Source organism: Tenacibaculum sp. SSH1-16 (genome assembly GCF_040104435.1).
Taxonomy (GTDB): Bacteria; Bacteroidota; Bacteroidia; order Flavobacteriales; family Flavobacteriaceae; genus Polaribacter; species Polaribacter mesophilus.
Window position 1 is genome coordinate 248563 of sequence record NZ_JBECOV010000003.1, and the last position, 24358, is coordinate 272920.

18 protein-coding genes are annotated in these 24358 nt (G+C 31.7%); 10 read left to right on the plus strand and 8 right to left on the minus strand.

Annotated features, from left to right (window positions below; genetic code table 11):
* Positions 1-34 precede the first annotated feature (34 nt).
* The 4 genes from ABMY20_RS06075 (at position 35) to ABMY20_RS06090 (ending at position 4268) form a co-directional block, all read left to right on the plus strand.
* Positions 35-871, plus strand: a complete 837-nt coding sequence (locus ABMY20_RS06075; protein ID WP_047789545.1) for a lysophospholipid acyltransferase family protein — start codon at positions 35-37, stop codon at positions 869-871.
* 25 nt (positions 872-896) lie between these two features.
* Positions 897-1985 (plus strand): M42 family metallopeptidase, encoded by a 1089-nt coding sequence (locus ABMY20_RS06080; RefSeq protein ID WP_047789544.1) that lies wholly within the window; start codon positions 897-899, stop codon positions 1983-1985.
* A gap of 57 nt (positions 1986-2042) precedes the next feature.
* Positions 2043-2585, plus strand: coding sequence for an NUDIX domain-containing protein (locus ABMY20_RS06085; RefSeq protein WP_239179522.1), 543 nt, complete (start codon positions 2043-2045; stop codon positions 2583-2585).
* Between the two features lie 72 nt (positions 2586-2657).
* Complete coding sequence (locus tag ABMY20_RS06090; protein ID WP_281979358.1) at positions 2658-4268, plus strand: class I SAM-dependent methyltransferase; 1611 nt, start codon at positions 2658-2660, stop codon at positions 4266-4268.
* A 55-nt stretch (positions 4269-4323) separates the two neighbouring features.
* Here ABMY20_RS06090 and ABMY20_RS06095 read toward each other — a convergent pair whose 3' ends face one another.
* The 3 genes from ABMY20_RS06095 to ABMY20_RS06105 all read right to left on the minus strand — a co-directional run bounded on the left by ABMY20_RS06095 (position 4324) and on the right by ABMY20_RS06105 (position 9165).
* Positions 4324-6825 (minus strand): PIG-L family deacetylase, encoded by a 2502-nt coding sequence (locus ABMY20_RS06095; RefSeq protein ID WP_349264861.1) that lies wholly within the window; start codon positions 6823-6825, stop codon positions 4324-4326.
* A gap of 163 nt (positions 6826-6988) precedes the next feature.
* A complete protein-coding gene (locus ABMY20_RS06100) occupies positions 6989-7702 on the minus strand; it encodes a hypothetical protein (protein ID WP_073182890.1) in 714 nt (237 codons plus the stop codon).
* 35 nt (positions 7703-7737) lie between these two features.
* The gene (locus ABMY20_RS06105) at positions 7738-9165 is read right to left on the minus strand and encodes an AAA family ATPase (RefSeq protein ID WP_167713926.1); all 1428 of its coding nucleotides are present in this window, start codon (positions 9163-9165) and stop codon (positions 7738-7740) included.
* Between the two features lie 102 nt (positions 9166-9267).
* Here ABMY20_RS06105 and ABMY20_RS06110 point away from each other — a divergent pair, with 102 nt between their 5' ends.
* From ABMY20_RS06110 to ABMY20_RS06125, 4 genes are all read left to right on the plus strand, one after another.
* Positions 9268-10002, plus strand: a complete 735-nt coding sequence (locus ABMY20_RS06110) for a hypothetical protein (RefSeq protein ID WP_073182894.1) — start codon at positions 9268-9270, stop codon at positions 10000-10002.
* Positions 9977-10807 carry a DUF3822 family protein gene (locus ABMY20_RS06115; RefSeq protein WP_239179516.1) on the plus strand — a complete coding sequence of 277 codons (831 nt, stop codon included), beginning with the start codon at positions 9977-9979 and terminating at the stop codon, positions 10805-10807. The genes ABMY20_RS06110 and ABMY20_RS06115 overlap by 26 nt, the downstream gene beginning before the upstream one ends.
* Positions 10807-11361 carry an RsmD family RNA methyltransferase gene (locus ABMY20_RS06120; protein WP_073182896.1) on the plus strand — a complete coding sequence of 185 codons (555 nt, stop codon included), beginning with the start codon at positions 10807-10809 and terminating at the stop codon, positions 11359-11361. Before ABMY20_RS06115 ends, ABMY20_RS06120 begins: the two co-directional genes overlap by 1 nt.
* A 125-nt stretch (positions 11362-11486) precedes the next feature.
* The gene (locus ABMY20_RS06125) at positions 11487-11765 is read left to right on the plus strand and encodes an STAS domain-containing protein (RefSeq protein ID WP_047789535.1); all 279 of its coding nucleotides are present in this window, start codon (positions 11487-11489) and stop codon (positions 11763-11765) included.
* Between the two features lie 53 nt (positions 11766-11818).
* Here ABMY20_RS06125 and ABMY20_RS06130 read toward each other — a convergent pair whose 3' ends face one another.
* Positions 11819-13441 (minus strand): ATP-binding cassette domain-containing protein, encoded by a 1623-nt coding sequence (locus ABMY20_RS06130; protein ID WP_349264862.1) that lies wholly within the window; start codon positions 13439-13441, stop codon positions 11819-11821.
* A 178-nt stretch (positions 13442-13619) separates the two neighbouring features.
* Between ABMY20_RS06130 and ABMY20_RS06135 the strand changes: the two genes are divergently transcribed.
* Together ABMY20_RS06135 and ABMY20_RS06140 are read left to right on the plus strand one after the other, a co-directional pair.
* The gene (locus tag ABMY20_RS06135; RefSeq protein ID WP_073182900.1) at positions 13620-14972 is read left to right on the plus strand and encodes a hypothetical protein; all 1353 of its coding nucleotides are present in this window, start codon (positions 13620-13622) and stop codon (positions 14970-14972) included.
* A 126-nt stretch (positions 14973-15098) separates the two neighbouring features.
* Positions 15099-16889 carry a DEAD/DEAH box helicase gene (locus tag ABMY20_RS06140; RefSeq protein ID WP_073182902.1) on the plus strand — a complete coding sequence of 597 codons (1791 nt, stop codon included), beginning with the start codon at positions 15099-15101 and terminating at the stop codon, positions 16887-16889.
* Between the two features lie 74 nt (positions 16890-16963).
* Here ABMY20_RS06140 and ABMY20_RS06145 read toward each other — a convergent pair whose 3' ends face one another.
* From ABMY20_RS06145 to ABMY20_RS06160, 4 genes are all read right to left on the minus strand, one after another.
* On the minus strand, positions 16964-17794 hold the full coding sequence (locus ABMY20_RS06145; RefSeq protein WP_159616770.1) for a prohibitin family protein: 831 nt from the start codon (positions 17792-17794) through the stop codon (positions 16964-16966).
* Positions 17795-17828: 34 nt separating this feature from the next.
* Positions 17829-18731: a cation diffusion facilitator family transporter gene (locus tag ABMY20_RS06150; protein WP_349264863.1), complete on the minus strand. Its 903-nt coding sequence runs from the start codon at positions 18729-18731 to the stop codon at positions 17829-17831.
* Between the two features lie 87 nt (positions 18732-18818).
* Positions 18819-20012 (minus strand): efflux RND transporter periplasmic adaptor subunit, encoded by a 1194-nt coding sequence (locus ABMY20_RS06155; RefSeq protein WP_349264864.1) that lies wholly within the window; start codon positions 20010-20012, stop codon positions 18819-18821.
* Positions 20013-20022: 10 nt separating this feature from the next.
* Positions 20023-24333, minus strand: coding sequence for a CusA/CzcA family heavy metal efflux RND transporter (locus ABMY20_RS06160; protein ID WP_349264865.1), 4311 nt, complete (start codon positions 24331-24333; stop codon positions 20023-20025).
* Positions 24334-24358: the final 25 nt, after the last annotated feature.

Below are 24358 nucleotides of genomic sequence, written 5' to 3' on the forward strand. Positions count from 1 at the left end.
TTAGCATTTACACTAATAAAACCAGATTATAAAAATGCCTTTATTTAAAAGGAATCCTTTTGGACATATATTGTTCATTAAAAGATTTTTAATACAAGTTCTCGGAGTTATTTCTCACGGACGTTACCGTAAGTTTAATGACCTGCAAATAGAGGGAATGGATGTTTTAAGAAGTCTCCCCGACCAAAAAGTACTATTTATCTCCAATCACCAAACCTATTTTGCCGATGTAGCAGCCATGTTTCACGTATTTAATGCCGCTTTAAAAGGTAGAGATGACAATATTAGAAACGTAGGGTATTTATGGAAACCTAAACTAAATATTTATTATGTTGCTGCAGGTGAAACCATGCGTTCTGGTTTGCTTCCTAAAATTTTTGCTTATGTAGGTTCTGTCTCTGTTGAAAGAACTTGGAGAAGCGCAGGAAAAGATGTAAACAGACAAGTAAAAATGTCTGACATTTCTAATATAGGTAAAGCATTAGATGATGGCTGGGTAATTACCTTTCCACAAGGTACAACTACCCCTTTTAAGCCTATTCGTCGTGGTACAGCCCATATCATTAAAACCTACAAGCCTATTGTAGTTCCTATAGTAATTGACGGATTTAGACGTTCTTTTGACAAAAAAGGATTGATGATAAAAAAACGTAACGTGCTACAATCTATGGTTATTAAAGAACCTTTAGAAATTGATTACGAAAATGAAGATGTGGCTAGCATTGTTGAAAAAATTGAGTATGCAATAGAGCAACACCCATCTTTTTTAAAGGTGTTAACACCAAAACAACTTCAGGAACAAGAAGAGTTTATTGAAAAGAGACGTTTTTGGGGAGCTGATAAACCTAAAGAAAAAGAAAAGAAAGATTAATAACATTAAAATTAACGTTTAAGTTATGGCTGATAAATCTATTTTAAATGAAAAGTCTATTGACTTTTTAGAAAAATACTTGAATAATGCTGCTCCTACAGGATACGAGTGGGAAGGGCAAAAAATATGGATGGACTATTTAAAACCTTATGTTGACGAGTTTATTACTGACACTTATGGTTCTGCTGTAGGAATTATAAACCCTGATGCTAAATATAAAGTAGTTATTGAAGGACATGCTGATGAAATTTCTTGGTATGTAAACTATATTTCTGATGACGGATTAATTTATGTAATCCGTAACGGAGGTAGCGACCACCAAATTGCTCCTAGTAAAATTGTAAACATTCACACTAAAAACGGAATTGTAAAAGGTGTTTTCGGATGGCCAGCAATTCATACACGTAATAAAGCGAAAGAAGAAGCTCCAAAACCAGACAATATTTTTATTGATTGTGGTTGCAGCACTAAAGAAGAAGTTGAAAAATTAGGTGTGCATGTTGGTTGTGTTATTACCTACCCAGATGAGTTTCACATTCTAAACGAGAACAAGTTTGTATGTCGTGCTTTAGATAACCGTATGGGAGGTTTTATGATTGCTGAAGTAGCACGTTTACTACACGAAAACAAGAAAAAATTACCTTTCGGTTTATATATTACAAACTCTGTTCAAGAAGAAATTGGTTTGCGTGGTGCGGAAATGATTACCGAAACCATTAAGCCTAACGTAGCTATTGTTACTGATGTAACACATGACACTACCACACCAATGATTGATAAGAAAAAAGAAGGTCATTTAGAGTTAGGTAAAGGTCCTGTAGTAGCTTATGCTCCTGCGGTACAACAAAAATTACGAGATTTAATTATTGATACTGCCGAAGCTAACAAAATTCCTTTCCAACGCTCTGCCCTATCAAGAGCTACAGGAACTGACACTGATGCATTTGCATACAGCAATGGTGGAGTTGCTTCTGCTTTAATCTCTTTACCATTACGTTACATGCACACTACCGTTGAAATGGTACACCGTGAAGATGTTGAAAATGTAATTAAAATGATTTACGAAAGTTTATTAAAAATTGAAGACGGAGAAGATTTCTCTTACTTTAAATAATATAAATAATCAAACGTCATTACTTATTTGTAATGACGTTTTTTTTACCAGCTTTTTATGGATGAACTTATAGATATTGTCGATGAAAATGGAAACTATACAGGAAAAACTTGTTTAAAATCTGAGGCTCATAAACATGGCTACTTTCACCCTACTATCCATGTTTGGTTGTACACTTCTAATAAACAAATACTACTTCAAAAAAGAGCACTAACTAAAAAAGTTTTTCCTGGTTTATGGGATATTTCAGTTGCTGGTCACATAGCTGCCGGTGAAAACATTAAAATTGCTGCTGTTAGAGAGGTTAAAGAAGAAATAGGTTTTGATATTCTTCCTGAAAACTTACATAAAATAGGTACTCGAAAACACATGGTAAATCACCCGAATGGAATTATCGATAATGAGTTTCATCATGTATTTATTGCTGAATTAACAGTTTCTGTCCAAGAATTAAAACTTCAAGAAGAGGAAGTAGCAGACTTAAAGCTATTTAGCTTAGAAACAATACTGCATACAAAAAACTACGAAAACTTATTACTTCCTCAATATCAAGACTATTATTCTTTTGTTCATAAACATATTTTAAATATTTTAACTTAATTTTTTAGCTTTAATAATTTAGTTTTAATTTTAAAATCAATTAGTTATATTTAGAATGAAAACTATCAAACTATGCTATCAAAACAAGAAAAGTCTGCGTTAAGGAGTAGGTTGTTTCGTCACTTAGACGGAATTGTTACTTGTCCAGCAGCTTACACTTTACATGAAAAAGGAATTACTAACTACTTATTAAAGAAGAAATCTGTTAGTTTAAATGAAATTACTTCCGAATTTAACGCTAATGACGGTTATTTAAATGTGGCTTTAAGAACATTGTGTTCTCAAGGCTGGTTAACACAACATGTAGATAATACACATAACACTGTTCAGTTCGAAATCAATGAAGCTTCAGCTATAGCTTTTTCTTATTTTCACTTATATAAAGAAGCTTTTTTATTGTTGAAATTTTCAGAAAATTATAGCGCTCGAAAATTTGAAATTGAACCTTATGAGAAGCTTGAAAAGCTTTATAAAAACTTTACAAACAACTTCGGAATTAAAACTCCATCAACTTCTGAAGAAAAAGAAGCTCTAGCTCAGATCCTTACACATATCGAAGGTATTATTGTTGGTCCAACAACAGTTTTATTAGGTATGAGCGGTATGTTTCATAAATACTTTATGCAAACAAAATTCAGTGCTGATGAGTTTCATAAAGACGCTGATAATTTTAGTCGGCTACTTGATTTATTAACCAATCTAGGTTGGTTTTTCAAGACTAAAGACTCTTATGAGTTTACTGATGAAGGCTTGTTTTTTGCTCGAAGAGCAAGTGCTTACGGAGTTACAGTTTCCTACATCCCTACTCTTAGAAAATTAGACAAACTTATATTTGGAGACCCAGACATTTTTAGAACTTCAGAAATTGGAAATGACGAAATTCATGTAGATAGAGAAATGAATGTTTGGGGAAGTGGTGGCGCGCATTCTACCTACTTTAAAGTAATCGATGAGATTATTATTAACCTATTTAATAAACCTATCAACGAACAACCTAAAGGTATTTTAGATGTTGGCTGTGGTAATGGTGCATTTTTAAAACATTTATTTAATGTAATTGAACATCAGACTAAAAGAGGTACTATGTTAGAGGATTATCCTCTATTACTTATTGGTGTCGATTATAACGAAGCTGCATTAAAAATCACTCGAAAAAACCTAGTACAAGCAGATATTTGGGCTAAAGTGATTTGGGGAGATATTGGAAATCCGAAAGCGTTATCAGAAGATTTACAAGATAAATACGGAATTAACCTTTCTGATTTATTAAACGTTCGTACCTTTTTAGATCACAACAGAATTTGGCAAGAGCCTGCTCCTAATGATAATTCAACTATTACCAATTCAACTGGAGCTTATGCTTACAGAGGAAAACGTTTGAATAACAACTTGGTAGTAGAATCTTTAAAACAGCATTTTACCAAGTGGAAACCGTTTATTAGTAAATTTGGCTTATTGCTAATTGAATTACACACATCAAAACCTGAATTGGTTGCTAAAAACTTAGGAAAAACAGCGGCTACTGCCTACGATGCTACACATGGTTATTCTGATCAATACATTATTGAGCTTGATGAATACATGAATACTATGGAAGCTATTGGGTTGACTTATGATAAAAACACGTTTAGAAAATTTCCAAACTCGGAATTAGCAACGGTTTCTATAAATCTTTTTAAATAGAAAAGCGGGGTTTAAACCTCGCTTTTCTATAATTTATATGACTCTTTTCAATATTCTATTTCTCCACGGTATTTTCTTTTACCGATAATAAGTTTGCAAATAACTTATAAGCACCTGAAACTCCTGCTGGAAGCTCTCTAAAGAAGCTTAACCCTGTATAGATATAGTTTCCTTTACCATATTTAGCAACTAACAAACTTCCATCTTTTGCTGACTCTCCTTTATCATGCATAGATAATATCGAAGTGTATTCTTTACTCCATTTGTTAGGAAAATATAAGCCTCGTTCTTGTACCCAACCATCAAAATCAGCTTCAGTAATTTTGTTTGGGTAATTTAAAATAGAATGTTCTTTAGCTAACAAGGTTACTTTAGAATGTTCGTCTGTTACTCTATCACGTGATAATTGTAATTCATACGGCGCTTGTACATCTACCCCTCTATTCGTGTTGTATTGCACTATTAAATTTCCACCATTTTTTACATATTCTAACAAGTATTTTTGCTTAAACTGCAATTCTTTTATAGTGTTATATGCCCTAATACCAACAACAATTGCGTCAAATTGCTCTAAATTTCCATTAATCTCATTTACATTCAATTCTGTTACCTCGTAGCCAATTTGTTGTAAACTTTCTGGAATAGCATCTCCTGAACCTTGTATATACCCTATTCTTGTACCGTTCTTTTTTATATCCATACGTACAACTTTTGCTTGTGATGGTAATAATACTGACTGTTTAGGAATATGACTATAATTAATTTCTATCAATTCTTTATCATAACTTTTACCTTCAACTTTTGCTATAGCTTTTAAAACTCCTTCTGATTCATTTTGTGTTGGAGTAACCATAAAGTCAATCAACTGAATATCTCCCTTTTGGTCTATAGAAAATTTTGCTTCGTTTGGAGTAACTTTCCACCCTTTTGGTGCTTTTAGAGTAACTATTCCATTTGTATTTTTCGCTCCAGAACGAACTTCTACAGTTACTTTTTGAGATTTTTCTGAAGAAAAAACAAGTACCTTATTCAATAGCTTTGTTGTTACTTTCGGTAACACCTCAAAAGGTTCATAAATTTCTCCTTTATCTCTTTTAGCGTATCTATGTACCACTGGAATTGTAAATGCAATTGGTTGGTCTTCAATTATAATATTGTATTGAATTTGAATTGGCCTTAAAGACTCTGGATTACCTATTAATTTTTGATCGTTTACTTTGTACATTCCCAAATCCCACTGAGTAGCTAACCAATATGGCGAAGAGTAAGAAACATCTTTAGCGATATTGATTTTACTTTTAAAGTTTTGTTTTCTATTGGGTGCTAAATCCAATTCTTTTTTGATGTTTTTCCCTTCAGGAAGAATGGTAATTGACGACAACTCCATAGAAATAAAGCTTCTATTTAGTGCTTCAAAATTTACATTAATTGTACTACTTGGAATTGAACTAGAACTTTCTGCCGATGCTTCTAAATATAAACCTGCACAAGCTTTGATAATTTCATTCAATTCTTTTGTCTTAATAGTTCTCCAATGAGTATTTTTTAATTGCCTAACTTTTTTGTATGCCTTTAACAAGTCTGGCAGGTGCTTTGATGGATTTACAAAATCAAAATTTTGTTCAACATCATATAAAATATCTCCTATTTCTCCTCCACCATCTACTCTATTCCATGTTGTATTTATTCCTGAAAAAATATCTTTTTTGTCTTTAGGAAATTCTCCTTTTAAAAACTCTACATATTCTGTTTGACTTCCTCTAGTGGTTAACCTTCCAAACCCTTGGCATAAATGTTGACTGCTTGCTATTGCTGCTACTTCATTATTAGACAATCCTTTTAAAGGGTAGTACGTTCCCATATCAAAGCTTAACATATTACTTTTGTCTGCTTTTTCAAAAGCTTCTTCACTTCCGTAAAACCACCAAGAAGTATTAAAAAACAACCTATTAGGCCTCCATGTATCTGTATACTTTAATTGCTCAGGGTATTTTGATTTATCATTAGCTAAATCAAAAGCTTCAACACTTAACATCGCTGATGAAGTATGGTGACCATGCGTTGTTCCTGGTGTTCTATGATTAAAACGATTGATAATCACATCGGGTTTGAAAGTACGAATTGCCCAAACTACATCGGCTAAAACTTTATCTTTATCCCAAATTTTTAACGTTTCATCAGGGTGTTTTGAATATCCAAAATCATTAGCTCTAGAAAAACGTTGTTCTCCTCCATCTACATTTCTTGCAGCTAACAGCTCTTGAGTACGAATAACTCCCAAAAGTTCACGCATTTCAGGACCTATTAAATTTTGCCCTCCATCTCCACGGGTTAACGACAAATATCCTGTTCTTGCCCTTTCATGATTAGATAAATATGCGATCAAACGAGTATTTTCATCATCAGGATGCGCAGCGATGTATAATGCAGAGCCTAAAAAGTTTAATTTTTGAACTTTCTCGTAAATCTGATTTGAAGTAAGTTTTTGTGGTTTTTGTGCGCTTATTGTTAGTGAAATCAATAAAAAAGATAGTAATAAAAGTACTTTTTTGTGCATTTTTAATAGTTTGAATACTACACAAATGTAACTTTTTTAACTAAAGTATAAAGCACATTAACAAAATGCTAACATATTGGAAAGTAACATCTATATGTTAAGCAATAAAAAAACTCAAACTTCACTTGAAGTTTGAGTTTTTTTTGCCTTTTAAAAATATGTTTTATTGTATATAGTAATATTTTCTGTCATATCTATTTCCGATAACTTCAAATTCTATGGATTCACCCTTATACCCAAAATTCATATCTACTAAGTAAAAATTTTTATCAAAAATAAACTTATACTTATTAACCCCTACTCTTTCCCATTGAAATTCTTCTAACTCTTCTATACATTCGCCTGTTGAACTATTAGAACTAAACCAGTCTCTTTTAACCTTGTTATTACTGAAAAATTCAATAGTACTTAATTTTTCGCAACTTGTAAGAGTCATCGGAATATCTGTCTCCTCTAACTTATCAAATACTTCTGCTTCTCTTAAAAATCTTTTTCCTAAAATAGGATCCTCAATAACAACTTCATTACTTTTAGTTTTGCTTCCTCCACCTTTAACAACTAGATATATAGTAACAGGAAAACTCACAGTATTATCTAAGTATAAACTTCCATTATAGTTATTTCCTCCTTCATATCCCGTAGTTATTGTCTCTGAGTCTTTTAATTGCCCATTCATGTATAACTCAAAAGTTAATTTCCCTCCTTCTTCAAACTCATCTGACCGAATACTTAACGAGCTTCCTACATTACTCCAGTTTATTTCTATAAACGGATTACTAGACGCTAAATCATCACTATTACTGCATGAAGAAAATGACAATAGTAGTACTAAGGAAAAAATTAATGCAATTTTTGTTTTTGTAAAATACATTTTCATAGTTTTAAATTTTAATTTGACGCGAATATAGTTTTTTAATCTAAAAAATACTCATCTTTAAAACCTATTAAATACAATTTTTCTTGTGCACGGGTAACAGCCGTATATAACCAACGTAAATATTCAACCGAAGCTCCATCTGGCAAGTATGGTTGTTCTATAAAAACTGTTTTCCATTGACCTCCTTGAGATTTATGACAGGTCATTGCGTAAGAGAACTTTACCTGAAGCGCATTGAAATACTTATTTTTCTTAACACCCATAAATTGCTTGTACTTTGATTTTTCATGTGCAAAATCTTCTTTTACAGCTTCATATAATCGGTTAGATTCTTCATACGTTAATGACGGACTTTCACTTGTAAGAGTATCTAACAACAACACTGTTTCAAAAGGTTTCATATCAGGATAATCAATCATGCGAACTTCAACTTCTGCAAACTTAAAGCCGTATAATTCTTTAATTGAATTGATACGCATAACTTCACAAATATCTCCATTTGCTATAAATCCTGCCGAAGAAGAGTCTTTTAACCAGTAGTAATTATTTTTCACTACCATCACGTAATCTCCTGTAGAAATTTCATTTTCTTGTCCGCGAATTTTAGTTCTAATCTGTTGATTGTATTGATTAGCTCTCTTATTTGAACGTACAATAATAGCAGTATCTTCCACTCCTATATCTCCATCATAAGCCATTGTTATAGCATCTTGAATATCATAACCATCTTGTAGACGAATAATGTCGGGATAATTTAAATCAAATTGAAAATGTATTGAATCATTCTGAATTAACAAACGTAAATCGGTTGCATTAGCCAAAATCCCTGAGCCTTCTTCTTGTCTAACCACTTCGTCTAACTCAATTTCTGTAACTTCTTTATTAAACTCAAACGAAAGTTTGTCAGCTTCTAAAGCTGGACTCATAGTTAACTTTACAGGTGGTAACTGTGCCGTATCTCCAATAAAAATAATTTTACAATTTTTTCCTGAGTATACATATGAGATTAAATCATCCAATAAAGAACCATTTTCAAATAATTTCGCGTTCTGCTTTTCATCAGAAATCATAGAAGCTTCATCTACAATGAAAAGAGTATCAGTATGCTTATTAGGTTGCATTACAAAATTTACAGCTCCACTACTTTGCTTTTTAGGAAAGTATATTTTTTTATGAATCGTAAATGCCTGTCGGTTAGAATATCCTGAAATTACTTTCGCTGCACGACCTGTTGGCGCTAGTAAAACTGCTTTTTGTCCTATTTTCCATAAATTATGTACAACAGTACTTATTATTGTTGTTTTACCTGTTCCTGCATACCCTTTTAATAAAAATAAAGCACGATTATCATCTGAAAAAATAAAATCTGTTAAGACATCTAGTAACTCATTTTGTTTTTCTGTAGGCGAATACGGGAATTTTTGTAGTATTTCTTTATAAAATTTCGGAGCAGTTTGTATCATATATCAAATAATATTCAAAGATAAGTCTATTTCTAAATAATTATTTTCATCATTGAAAAAAAATTGTAGATTTGCGAATATCATACATTAAAAATTAAAAAAATGAATTTATTATTAATGATTTTAGCAGCTGTTGTAGTTGCAGTTCTTTTAGCATTACTTGTTGTTAAGTTTGTTCCTCTAAAAATGAGATGGTTAGTCTCTATATTATTATTAGGAGCAACTGTCTTTTTAGTATATAAAATTTATAATGGTGTTATGGAACCTATTAATTTTAACAAAGACAAGAGAGTACGTTATGCTAAGGTTATTAAGAATTTAAAGTTGATTCGAGACGCTGAAGTAAAATATAAAGAAGTTTACGGAACATATACTAATAATAAAGATACTTTGCTTGCCTTTATTAAAAATGGTCAATTAGCTATTACAGAAACTAAAAACGTTGAAAAAACTGTTGAGTTAGGTGGTGGTATTACTAAAGATATATCTGTTAAAGTTATTGATACTGTAGGGTACGAGCCTGTTTTAAAATACTTTGAAGGTAAAGAGTATGCTACTATGTTTGATGTTCCTGGTACAGAAGAAAAATTTGAATTAGCTACAGGTAGAGTTGAAAAAGTTGCTGGCTTAGAAGTTCCAGTTTTTGAGGCGAAGGTTTCTAAGAAACCTATCTTAAAAGGAATGAATCCTTCTTTAATAAAGCAAGAATTAGAAGCCATTGAGACAGATCAAATTAAAGGTGAGTTTGTTTCTGTTGGTTCTTTAACTGAAGTAACTGTAGGTGGTAACTGGCCTCCTTATTACGATAAAGGTGACGCAATTGCAAAAAAAGAGTAAAAAAATTAGCGCTAATGCGCAGTATAAAAGTTTATCCATCCAATTTAGTTTGGATGGATTTTCTTTTTGTATATCAAACTCAGAAACAAAAGAAACTCTTCTTTTTACCAAGTATACATTTTCTGACTCTATTGCTTCTCCAGAACTATTACTAGATAAAATCATCCGTGTTTTTGATACTGACAAAGATTTACAACAAGACTTTACAGCTGTTTTTGCCATTCATCAAAACAATTTAGCTACGTTGGTTCCTAACAAGCTCTTTGATAGAAATAATTTAGTTCCATATTTAAATTATAACGTAAAAACGTTAAAAACAGATTTTATAACCTACGATTTACATACTGTAATAGCTGCTAATACAGTTTATATACCTTATGTAAATATCAACAACTACCTTTTTCAAAATTTTGGGGAATTTGAATACAAACATCATTCAACGGTTTTAATAGATAAACTACTAAACTATTCTGAGAATGATTCTGAAGATCAATTCTTTGTATATGTTTCTTCTTCTTATTTAGATATCGTTGTTTGTAAAGAAGGCAAACTGTTATTTTATAATTCATTTTTATACAATACAAAAGAAGATTTTATATATTACATTCTTTTCACTGCTGAACAATTACAAATGGATCCAAATTCTTTCCAATTGACATTTATCGGTGATATTGAGAAAGAATCAGATATATATTCTATTACTTATTCATACATTCGAAATATTCACTTTATTAATCCAATTAATAGTTTTTTTGCCGATAGTAAAGACTTTTCGAATCACTCTAATTTTATACTCATAGCCTAATGCGAATTATTTCTGGAAAATATAAAAGTAAAAGAATTACAGCTCCTAAAAACCTGCCTGTAAGACCCACAACAGATATGGCAAAAGAGTCTTTATTTAATATTTTAAATAACTTCTATTATTTTGAAAACATTTCTGTACTAGATTTATTTGCTGGAACAGGAAACATAAGTTACGAATTTGCTTCTCGAGGTACTGAAACCATTAATGCTGTTGACGCTCATTATGCTTGTATAAAATTCATTAATCAGACAGCTAAGGATTTAAACATGTCTATTAACAGCTATAAAAGTGATGTATATAAGTTTTTAGAAAAAACGCCCCTTAAAGTAGATGTAATTTTTGCTGACCCTCCATATGACTTTGAAGAAAAACAATTTTTAAAAATAGCTGACATAGTTTTTGATCGCAACTTGTTAAATAATGATGGGCTTTTGATAATTGAACACTCAAAACATACAGATTTATCTCAACATCCCTATTATAACTATGAAAAACGTTATGGTGGTAACGTTTTTAGCTTCTTTGAAATAGTTAATGATAACCAAGAGTAATACTTATAACTAATTTATCTATTAAAACAACCTAATCAACTATAGAAAACTGAATTCCAACGAAATAAGCTATTTATTTTAAAAGCAAGTTATAATTTTATAATATAAATTTAAAACTATGTATTATGGAATTTAAAATTAAAAGCTCTAAAAATTATTTAAAGATATCAGGTGACTTAACTCTTACCAACGTTCAGCTTTTTGAAGTAATGATTTATTCTTTTATAAAAAAATATAAAGACATTAGCATAGATATTAGTAATGTTACTAATATTGATACTCTAGGGGTTAACTCAATTGTAGAAGCTTATCAGTTTTCTTTAAAAAATAAAAAGAATTTGCTTTTTTGTGGCAAAGGCTCAAAAGATATTATGGATGAATTATATTACAGAAATGTGGCATAAAAAAACAGCCATAATTTTATATGATATTATGGCTGTTTTTTTTAATTAATAATTTAAGAATACATTTTCTCTCTTAATTCTTTTACTTTAGAGTCCTCTAAATATTCATCGAAAGTAGCATACTTATCAATAATCCCTTTAGGTGTAATCTCTATTATTCTATTAGCTACTGTTTGTGCAAACTCATGGTCATGTGTAGTAAACAATACAGTTCCCTTGAAGTTTATTAATGAATTATTCAACGCTTGAATAGACTCTAAATCTAGGTGATTTGTTGGTTCATCTAGCATTAAAATATTAGCTCTTGTCATCATCATACGAGATAGCATACAACGTACTTTCTCTCCTCCAGATAATACATTACTTTTCTTTAAAGCCTCTTCTCCTGAGAAAATCATTTTTCCTAAGAAACCTCTTAAAAATACTTCCTCTCTCTCCTCTTCAGTTTGTGCGTATTGACGTAGCCAATCTACTAAATTTAACTCTCCATTTTGAAAATAAGCAGAATTATCTGCTGGCAAATATGATTGTGTTGTGGTTACTCCCCAACTATACTTACCTGAATCTGCTTCTTCATTACCTGAAATTACTTGATAAAAAGCTGTAGTTGCTTTAGAGTTTTTAGAAATAACGGCAACTTTATCTCCTCTATTCAAATTAATATCAACATTTGAAAACAATAAATCTCCTTCTGCATCCTTTTTTGATAAACCTTCAATATTTAAAATCTGGTCTCCCGCTTCTCTATCTCTTTCAAAAATAATTGCAGGATAACGACGTGAAGAAGGTTTAATTTCATCAACATTTAGTTTCTCAATCATTTTCTTACGTGAAGTTGCTTGTTTAGATTTAGCCACGTTTGCAGAAAAACGACGAATAAACTCTTCTAATTCTTTCTTTTTATCTTCTGCCTTTTTATTTTGTTGAGCTCTTTGTTTAGCTGCTAATTGAGAAGACTCATACCAGAAAGTATAATTTCCTGAATAATGATTAATTTTTCCAAAGTCTATATCAGAAATATGCGTACAAACAGCATCTAAAAAGTGACGGTCATGAGATACTACAATTACTGTGTTATCATAATTTGCTAAGAAATTTTCTAACCAAGAAATAGTTTCAAAATCCAAATCGTTTGTAGGCTCGTCCATGATTAATACATCAGGATTCCCAAATAAAGCTTGTGCCAATAATACACGTACTTTTTTCTTAGAGTCTAATTCTGATAATAATGTGTAATGATCTTCTTCTTTAATACCCAAATTTGACAGTAAACTTGCAGCAGAAGCATCGGCATTCCAACCGTCCATTTCTTCAAAACGAACTTGCAACTCACCAATTTTTTCTGCATTTTCGTCAGAATAATCAGCATATAATGCATCTATTTCTGATTTTATTTTGTGCAGTTCTTTGTTTCCCATTAACACAGCTTCTAAGGCAGTATACTCATCAAAAGCATAATGATCTTGTGTTAATACAGACATTCTCTTTCCTGGTTCTAAATGAACTTGCCCTGAAGTTGGTTCTTGTTTTCCTGATAAAATCTTTAAAAATGTAGATTTTCCCGCTCCATTTGCTCCGATAATTCCGTAGCAATTTCCTTGAGTAAACTTTGTGTTTACTTCATCAAACAAAACACGTTTTCCAAACTGAACTGATAAATTAGAAACTGATAACATGTATATTTTTTTAAATTCCGTGCAAAAATATAAAAACTAAAGACTATAAAAGAATTTGCATTAAAGTTTTTAACATCTTACTTTTGGCTCGTTTTAATTCGTTTTTAACAACGAATTAACAGCCTAATATTAAAGAGTTATCTATTTTTGAACTTTAATATTTAGGATAATTTGAATTATGATTAAGTATTTTATACCTCTTATATTAATTGTGTTTATTGGATGTAATAAGTCTGATAAGGATAAGCCTACCTATTTTGGAGGTAAAATTATCAATCCTAAATGTGATTTTGTTGTATTATCAGACAATTACGATTTTAACGACACTATACCTCTTAGCAAAAACAATACGTTCCTAGGTAGCTATAAGAAATTTAAAGAAGGTTTATACATCTTTCATCATGGTAATGAGCTTCAATATGTATACATGCAACCTTCTGATAGTTTGTTAATTAGACTGAATACATGGGACTTTGATGAATCATTAGTTTTTAGCGGTATAAATGCTGAACGTAATAATCTCTTGTTAGAGTCCTTTTTACAATATGAGCAAGATTTTAAAAATACCTTCGCATATCTTTCTTTACCTAAAAATGAATTTTTGGCTAAGATAGATTCAATGAAATCAGATAAAAAGATTATTCTTGAAAACTATAAAACTAACAGTAATGATGTTTCTGGTTTTTTAGATGTTTTTGATATATCTTTAAACTTCCCTTTATATACTAGATTAGAACAATATGCTATTAAAAATTTAAATAATAACATTCAAAATTTTAGTAGTTCTTATTACAGTTACCGCGAAAAGGCTCCTAATAAAGACTCTTTGATGTTTTATGGACCTTACTACAGATTCGTGATGGAAAAAATTAATAATGATGCTTATCAGAAAAGTAACGGAGTGAAAACTGATAAATTCACACAAAATCTTTTGCATGCCATTAACGAAAATGTAACTCTCGAGACGGTTAAAAATAAAATGTTGTACAATGCTGTTATTCGTAATTTTTACGAAGAGCCTAGTAGCGAAGTTAAAAGTGAAGCATTTTTTACTTTTTTTAAGTTAAACACCAACAACGAGCATAAAAAAAATGTTCAGCGTTTGATTAATGATTTAAAAGTTCTAAATAAAGGAGAGAAATTACCTCCTTTCAAACTAATTGCAGCAGACGGAGAGTTAAAAGAGTTTTCTAACATTTCTAAAAATAAAAACACTGTTGTTTTATTAAAAAACTACGAGTATGCATCAGATGATTGGGTTTCTTCTCGTTTCAATTATTTAGTTAAAAAAAATCCTGATATTAATTTTGTTCTTGTTAATTTGTGCGACTCTTCTAAAAGATTTACAAAAAACGTAGATGTAAAATATCAATACACCATACCTAGCGAAAGTGCCGTATGTGATTTTACCACCAGTAAATTTCCTCGTATGATTTTAGTTGATAAAAACGGAATTATTCAAAATGGTTATACTAGCTTATCTGCTAAAGATATAAATCTAGAAATAAGCAACTTACAAAAAACAAAATAGTTAGCCTCTATTCATTTTATTTAGTGTACTTTTGCACCGTCCAAAAAAAATCGTGCTAAAACGATTTAATTAATATTAATTATAGAATTCGCGGAGGGGCATCTGTGGGTTCTCTAAAAACACAGTATGTCAACATTTTTAGATTTAGGTTTACAAGAACCTATCAATAAGGCATTAACCGATTTAGGTTATGAAAAGCCAACAGTAATTCAAGAAAAAGCAATTCCACAAATAATTTCTTCTACAGAAGATTTAAAAGCATTTGCACAAACAGGTACAGGTAAAACTGCTGCCTTTAGTTTGCCTATTATTGAACTTGCTGATCAAACAAGCACACACACACAAGCAATCATCTTATCTCCTACTCGTGAACTAGCAGTACAAATAGGAAAAAACATTGAAGACTTTTCAAAGTATTTACCTAACTTAAAAGTAGCTACTGTTTATGGTGGAGCTAATATTGAAGAGCAAATAAGAAAACTTAAAAAAGGTGTTCAAATAGTTGTAGGTACTCCTGGTAGAACTGTAGACTTAATTAAAAGAAGAGCTTTAAAGCTTGGTAATGTACAATGGTTAGTACTTGACGAAGCTGATGAAATGCTTAACATGGGCTTTAAAGATGAACTAGACCAAGTTTTAGAAGCTACACCAAACACCAAACAAACATTATTGTTTTCTGCAACTTTTCCTAGAGAAGTAGAAGATATTGCAAAAAACTACATGACTAACCCTGTAGAAGTTACATCAGGACAAAAAAACCAAGGTTCTGATAACGTTAGTCATGAGTATTATTTAGTAAACGAAAAAACTCGTTACCCTGCTTTAAAAAGAGTAGCTGATTTAAACCCTGATATTTACGGAATTGTTTTCTGTAGAACACGTAGAGAAACACAAGAAGTAGCTAATAATCTTATTAGAGATGGTTATAATGCTGATTCTTTACATGGTGATTTATCACAAGCTCAACGTGACTCTGTAATGGAGAAGTTTCGTAAAAAGAACATTCAAATATTAGTAGCTACTGATGTTGCTGCTCGTGGATTGGATGTTAACAACTTAACACACGTTATTAATCATAAATTACCAGATCAAATTGAAAACTACAATCACCGTAGTGGTAGAACTGGTAGAGCCGGTAACAAGGGAGTTTCTATTGCTTTAGTAAGCAAAAAAGAACAAGGTAGGTTACGTCCTATTGAACGTATTATAAAAAAACAATTTGTTCACACTCCTATTCCATCTGGCAAGGAAATATGTCAAAACCAATTATTTCATTTAATTGATAAAGTTCATAATACTGAGGTAAACACAGAACAAATTGAAGGTTTTTTACCAAGTATTTACGAAAAATTAGAAGATTTAAGTCGTGAAGAGTTAATTCAAAAGTTTGTTTCTTTAGAGTTTAACACCTTCTTATCTTACTACGAAAATGCTCCTGATTTAAACAACTTATCTTCAAGAGAAAATTCAAGAGGACGCTCTTCTAGTGAAAACATGACCCGTTTCTTCATCAATTTAGGAAGAAAAGATCGTTTAAACCCAGCCAAGTTAATTGGTTTAATCAACGATCAGAACATAGGTGATAAAATTGAAATTGGAGCTATAGATATATTAGATACTTTTTCTTTCTTTGAAATCGATAAAAACTTCGAAAAAGAAACTTTAGATGCCTTTGCAGCAAATGATCCAGATTTTAATGGGCGATCAGTGAATATCGAAATTACTAAAAACGATCGTAGTGGTGGTGGAAGAAAATCACGTAGAAGTGGTGGCGGATTCAATGGTAAAAAACGTAGAAGTGATAAGCCTACTGATAGCAGAAAAAGTTTTGGTAGAAGACGTAACGAAAACAACTCCTCAAGAAGAAATGATAACAAACCTGCTGCAGGTTTTGGTAGAAAACGTAGAAGAGATTAACACGAAAACTTATTATAAATAAAAAAAGCAGCTCAAATGAGTTGCTTTTTTTATTATAAAATTCAAAATAAAGTTTATTGATTCCCTAAAATAATTGGCATTCCACTTTTACCAGAACCAATAATAACAACTTTGCTGTTAGTAGAATTAGCTAACCTGTTTGTAGCTTCAATACCTTTATCTTGTAAAATTTTATCTGTTAACGATGCACTTAAAATTCTATTGGCGTCAGCTTTACCTTTTGCTTCAATAATTTGCTTTTCTGCTTCTTTTTGAGCTGTTACTAATCTAAACTCATATTCTAAAGACTCTTGCTCTTGTTTTAATTTTCGTTCAATTGCTTCTTTAATAGTTGATGGCAAGGTTACATCTCTAACTAAGATTTCATTTAACTGAACATACTGTTTTTCTAATATTTTTTTTGTCTCTATAAATATTTCGTCTTGAATAGCATCTCTTTTACTAGAATATAATTGCTCTGGTGTATAACGACCTACTACACTACGCGCTGCAGAACGAATAGCTGGTTGAATTACACGTTGTAAATAATTTTCACCTAGTGTTTGATGTAAGTTTCCTAAATCTTTATAAACTGGTTGGTACCAAGCGGATGCATCTATTTGAATTTCTAATCCGTTAGATGACAATACTTTCATTTTTTCAAAAAGCTCTTGCTGTCTTACCTCATATACATGTACTTTATTCCAAGGAGCAACTACATGAAAACCTTCTCCTAATGGTGGCTCATCTGTTACAACTCCTCCTCCAAACGTTTTATACAACACTCCTGCTTCTCCTGAATTGATTGTTACCGTAGATTTTGCTACAAAAATTATTAAAACTATGGCTATAGGAATTAACAATCCAAATTTCGGAAACTTTAACTCTACTTGATTTCTTGTCATTTTTTATATGTTTTACTCAAATGTACAATTAAATTTATGAACCACAGTTTTCATAATCGCATTCTTGTGATGTAAATTCAAGTTCAAGAGTAATATGTTCAAAATGAAAATCATCATGCAAAACCTGTTTAATTTCTTGCTTCATTTTATACCATTTTTCCCAAGAGATCTCTTTGTCTTTAAGTACTAAATGAGCTGTAAATACATTATACTCTCCATCCATAGTCCATAAATGACAGTCATGAATACCCTCTACATCTTTCATAGAAACTATTCTTTGTTGAATTTCTTCTACAGAAATATTCTCGGGAGTTCCTTGTAATATGATTCTAAGACTCTCCTTAATATTTTTATACACATTATACAGTACAAAACCAGCAATAGCAATAGATAAAACAGGATCTAATACTGGTATATTCCAAAACTGCATTACAATACTTGCAATCAATACTACTCCCCAGCCTAACACATCTTCTAATAAATGTAATGAAACTACTCGTTCATTAATTGAAGTTCCTTTTTTTAACTTCAATACAGCAGCACCATTTACTATAATTCCTAAAACGGCTAACCACATCATGCCTTTGGCATCTGCGCTTTCTGGATTGATAACTCTAGGAATTGCTTCTTTAATAATAAATACTGAGCCTATTACTAATACTATCGAATTAATAATAGCACCTAAAAGAGAAAATCGTTTATACCCGTAAGAATACTTCTTGTTTGCCTTTTTTGTCGATTTTTTTTGAAAATACCAAGATAGCCCTAAACTTAAGCTATCGCCTAAATCATGCAGTGCATCTGACATAATAGCCAAACTATTGGTATAGAAGCCTCCAATAAATTCAATAATTGTAAAAGCGAGGTTGAGAAAAAAAGCTACAGCTATATTCCCTGTAGAGTTTCCATGTGAATGATGGTGATGGTTGTGTCCCATGTTTTTATAAATTGACTTTAAATGTATAAAAAAGATGCATTACAACTAAACAAGCGATTATGGATTAAATAATCGCTTGTTGTTTTGTTAATGGGCATGACCTTCCATTCCGCCTGCCATTTGTAATAGTTTTCCTTTTAAAAAGTGTGCTCCTTTAGTTACAATAGTTACGTTGTAATTATCTTCTTGAATTGTTTTTATTGCTACAAATCCATTATCCGCCCCCCCTACAGTTACCTCAACAGGTACGAATTCATCTGCTGACTTTTTAATAAAAACAAAATACTCTCCTTCATTTTCTATGACTGCTTCTTCAGGAACTGCATACGCTTCCTCTCCTCCTAACAAAATCTGAGCATTGATAAACATTCCTGCTTTTAATCGATTTTGCTCGTCTTCAAAATGTCCATGTACATTTACTGTTTTTGTTTGTTCATCTACTTTTTGACTTACTAATTTTATATATCCTTCATAAGTAAGATCTATTCCGGAAGGCTGAAATTCGAACTCATCTCCCTTCTTTATTTTAGTTATGTCTGTTCCAAAAACATTTAACTCCGCATGCATATGATCATTATCTATTATTTCCATCATTTCTGAATTAGCTGCTAAAAACATTCCTTTGTTTAAATTATTCTCTACAACGTAACCAGAAATCGGAGCCTTTACATACACATATTGTTGAATCCCGTTAGCTGCAACTGTAGTAGGTGATAATCCTGCCATTTTTAATTGTGCTACATAGCTATTCGCTAAACTTTTTGCAGATCGATAACTTCCTTCTGCTATTTGAAATGATTTTTTTGAGGTAATATCATTTTCTAACAACATTTTCTTTCTTTCATAATCTGCCTTAGTTACTTTTAATTTATTCACCGCTTCAAGGTAAGCATATTGTAACTCTATAAAGTTAGGATGCTGTAATACCGCTACTGTTTGTCCTTTTTTCACCTTATCACCAGGCAACAAATCTGTTTTATAAACAAACGCTTCTAAAGGCGCATATATCGTGGCTTTACTTTGTGGTGGCACCTCTATTGTTCCGGTTACTGCTACTTTCTCTCTAATCTTTCTCTTTTCGATTGTAGCTGTCTCTATTTTAGCTGTTACAATTTGTTGTTGGGTTAAATGAATTCCATTTTCATTATGATCTTCATCGTTCGTTACATTTTGTGTTGTTTTTTCTGCTGTTGCATGATCGTGATCAGAATGATCTTCTTTTGTTGAGTTACAACTAACAACAATAATGATAGTTACTAATATTATTACTAATTTTTTCATGTCTATATTTTTATTCTTTTATATAAAACTCGTAGGCTATTACAGTTTGGTTAAAATTATTAACCAGTGATAAATAGTTTTGCATTACCTGAAAATAAGCGGTAAAACTCTGATTATATTGGTAGGCGTCAATCTCTCCTACCTTATAAGCTAATGCTAGTTTTTTTATAAACTTTTGTGCTTGTGTAACTGTTGAATGAATACTTACCAACTCTTCATTTAAATAAACAAGCTGTTCTTGTAAGCTTTTATAATTATTCTGAATTACCATAGCTTTGTTATTATTCTCATAAGCTATTTCTTCTTGTATAATTTTTTGCTCTTTAATTTTTGCTTTATTAGACCAAAAAGAAAGCGGAATACTTATCCCTACATTAAAACCTGTATAACTGTTCTCATTTCCTGTTTTTCTATTAATTACACCAGCTGTTAAAGCAGGAAAATATGTTGATTTGGCTACCGATACATTTTTAGCTGCTACCTTGTTTTGTTGCGCTAAACTTTTAATAAAGTCATTTGATAACGAGTCTTTTTGAATTAAAAACTCCTTTTTTTCTGGTAACTTTTTAAATGGTTGTATTACATAATCTATTTGTAATAACTGTTTTAGTTCATTTTCTACTTGAATGAAGTCTTTGTATACTTTATTCTTTTGTGACTGTACTCCTAACGATTGTAAAGAGGTTAAATCGTTTTCTAATCCTCCTATTTCTCCAGAGGCATGCAACTTACCAGCTATTTCTTTTATTTGATTGGTACTAAGCTGTTGCTCTTCCATTAACGATAACAATCCATATAAGTAATTCCATTGTTGATATAAACTTCTAGCCTTTCTTACTGTTTCTTTCTTTGTTATGTTATTATTAATCGTTGCTAAATTATTTTTCTCTTTAGCCAACTTCTTTTTTTGAATATGCGTTAAAATAGAACCGAAATTCTGATTCACAGACCATTCTTTTTCCGCTATACCATTGGCCACACCAACATCTTGATATTGAACTGTTGTCGGATTCAATTCAATCGCTCTACTTATACCTGCTTTCGATTTTTCAATAGATAAAGCTGACTTTTTCATCAATACCGATTTTTGCAACGCTAATTCAATAACTTGCTGTTCTGTTAACTTTTGAGGCACTTCTTGTGCTTGAACTCCAAAAACTCCAATTGCAAATACTACTACAGTTACTATACTCTTTTTCGCTTTTAAGTTTACTTTCTTTTCAAAAAGCATATACAACACAGGTAAAATAAGTAAAGTTAGTAAAGTTGCAGACACCAATCCTCCAATTACGACGGTAGCTAAAGGCTTTTGTACCTCTGCTCCTGCTGAGGATGATAATGCCATAGGTAAAAACCCTAATGAAGCTACAGCTGCGGTCATAATTACAGGACGCAAACGCACCGAAGTTCCTCTTTTTACAATTTCTGTAAGGTCTGATACTCCAATGGTCTTTAAACGATTAAACTCAGCAATTAAAACGATTCCATTTAACACCGCTACACCAAATAAGGCTATAAAACCTACTCCTGCTGAAATTGAAAAAGGCATTCCACGTAACCATAAAGCGAAAATTCCACCAATAGCAGACATCGGTATCGCTGTAAATATCAATACACTTTGTTTAATAGATTTAAACGTAAAATACAATAACAAAAAGATGAGTAATAAAGCTACAGGTACTGCAACGCCTAATCTGGCACGAGCTTCTTCTAAGTTTTTAAAAGTTCCTCCATAGGTAATATAGTATCCTGGGTCGAATGCTATCTTATCTGAGACTTTACCTTTTAGTTCTTTAACTATACTAGCTACATCGCGTCCTCTTACATTAAAACCAACTGTTATTCTACGTTTAGCATCATCTCTTTGAATTTGATTTGGTCCCGTTTTAAAGTCCACAGATGCTACAGCTGTTAACGGAATTTGTGCCCCTGTTGCAGTTGTAATGTATAGCTTACGAATATCTTCAATACTAGCTCTTCTATTTTTTGCTAAACGCACTACCAAGTCGTAACGTTTTTCACCTTCATATACTGATCCTGCACTTTGACCTGCAAAAGCTGCATTAACAGTGGTGTTTACGTCTTCAATGTTGAGTCCATAATAGGCTAACTGACTTCTGTTATACTCAATTACAATTTGCTGTAATCCCGTCATTTTTTCAACATACACATCTTCTGCTCCTGCTACATCTGGAATAATTCTACTTAACTGATTGGCATATTTTACCAATCTGTCTAAATCTTCTCCATAAATCTTAAGTACTACATCTTGCCTAGCACCTGTCATCAACTCATTAAATCGCATTTGAATAGGTTGTTGAAAGCCGAAAGAAACACCTAACATGTTTTCATCTAACAATTGCTGCATTTTTTCTGTCAGTTCATTCTTTGTGCTAGCTTTTGCCCAATCATCTTTCTCTTTTAAAATAATAATGATGTCTGAAGCTTCTATGGGCATTGGGTCTGTAGGAATTTCAGAAGAACCTATTCTACTAACTATTTGCTCTATTTCGTCTGGAAACTCCTTTATTAACAGCGCTGATGCTTGGTTGGAAACATCAATAGTATACGACAGCGAACTTCCTGTTGATACAGTAGTTTGTACTGCCAAATCTCCTTCATCCAAAGAAGGAATAAACTCTGACCCCATTTTAGAAAAAGTGACTAAACTGAGTATAAAAATGGCGACTGAACCTATCACTACTTTTACTTTATGAGTTAGCACAAAGTTGAGTATTGGAGTATATACATTTTGTAATGCTGTGATGATTTTATCTGAAATATTCTTCTTGTTATTGATTGTTTTCTTTAAAAACAACGAACTCATCATAGGTACATAAGTAAGCGATAGTAAAAAGGCTCCTAAAATTGCAAAACTTACGGTTAATGCCATTGGTTTAAACATTTTTCCTTCAATACCTACCAAGGCAAGAATTGGTAAGTACACAATAAGGATAATGATTTCTCCAAAAGCCGCACTTGTTCTTATTTTTGAAGCCGACTCATACACTTCATCATCCATTTGGTCTTGGGTTAATTGCGTTCCTGATTTTTTTAACCCTAAGTGATGTAGTGTTGCTTCTACAATAATTACAGAACCGTCTACAATAATACCAAAATCGATAGCTCCTAAACTCATTAAGTTTCCTGAAACTCCAAAAACATTCATTAAACTAATAGCAAACAGCATTGCTAACGGAATAACCGATGCTACGATTAACCCCGCTCGTAAGTTTCCTAATAGCAACACCAAAATAAAAATGACAATTAAAGCTCCTTCAATAAGGTTGGTTGATACCGTTTTTATAGCTTTGTCTACTAATTTAGTTCTATCTAAAAAAGGTTTTATGGCAACTCCTTCTGGCAAACTTTTTTCTATTTGTGCTATTCTTTCTTTTACATTCTCAATCACCTTTGAAGAATTAGCACCTTTTAACATCATAACAATAGCACCAACCACTTCTCCATCGGTATTTCTTGTCATTGCTCCATATCGTACCGCATGCCCTAGTTGAACTTTCCCTATATCTTTCATCAAGATAGGGGTTCCATTTACATTGTTTTTTATGACGATATTCTGAATGTCTTCTGGGGTTTTTATCAACCCTTCACTTCGAATAAAGTACGCTTTCGGGTTTTTATCAATATATGCTCCTCCTGTATTTTGATTGTTCTTAGATAATGCCTCAAAAACCTCGTTTATACTAACATTTAACGATTGCAAGCGTTCTGGTTCAATAGCTACTTCATATTGCTTTAAAAAGCCTCCAAAGCTACTTACATCAGCTACTCCTTCAATTCCTAAGAGTTGGCGACGAACAATCCAATCTTGAATAGAGCGTAACTCCATTGCATCGTATTGTTTTTCATATCCTTCTTTGGTATATAACGTATATTGATAAATTTCACCCAATCCTGTGGTCACTGGTGCCATTTCTGGTGTTCCTACTCCATCAGGAATTTGATTTTTGGCTTCTATCAACCGTTCACTAATTTGTTGACGCGCCCAATAAATATCGGTACTTTCTTTAAAAACGATTGTAACGACACTTAATCCAAATCGAGAGAAAGAACGAATTTCTTCGATATCTGGAATGTTTGACATGGTAATTTCTATAGGAAACGTCACTAGACGTTCTATATCTTGAGCTGATTGTGAGGGTGCTGATGTTATTATTTGCACCTGATTATTGGTAATATCTGGTACTGCATCAATAGGTAATTGTTTTAGAGAATAGATTCCCCAGCCTATTAATGCGACAACCAATGCTCCAATAATCAATTTATTTTTAATTGAAAATTTTATAATGTTATCTAACATTTTGTATTGATTTAATTCTATTGTA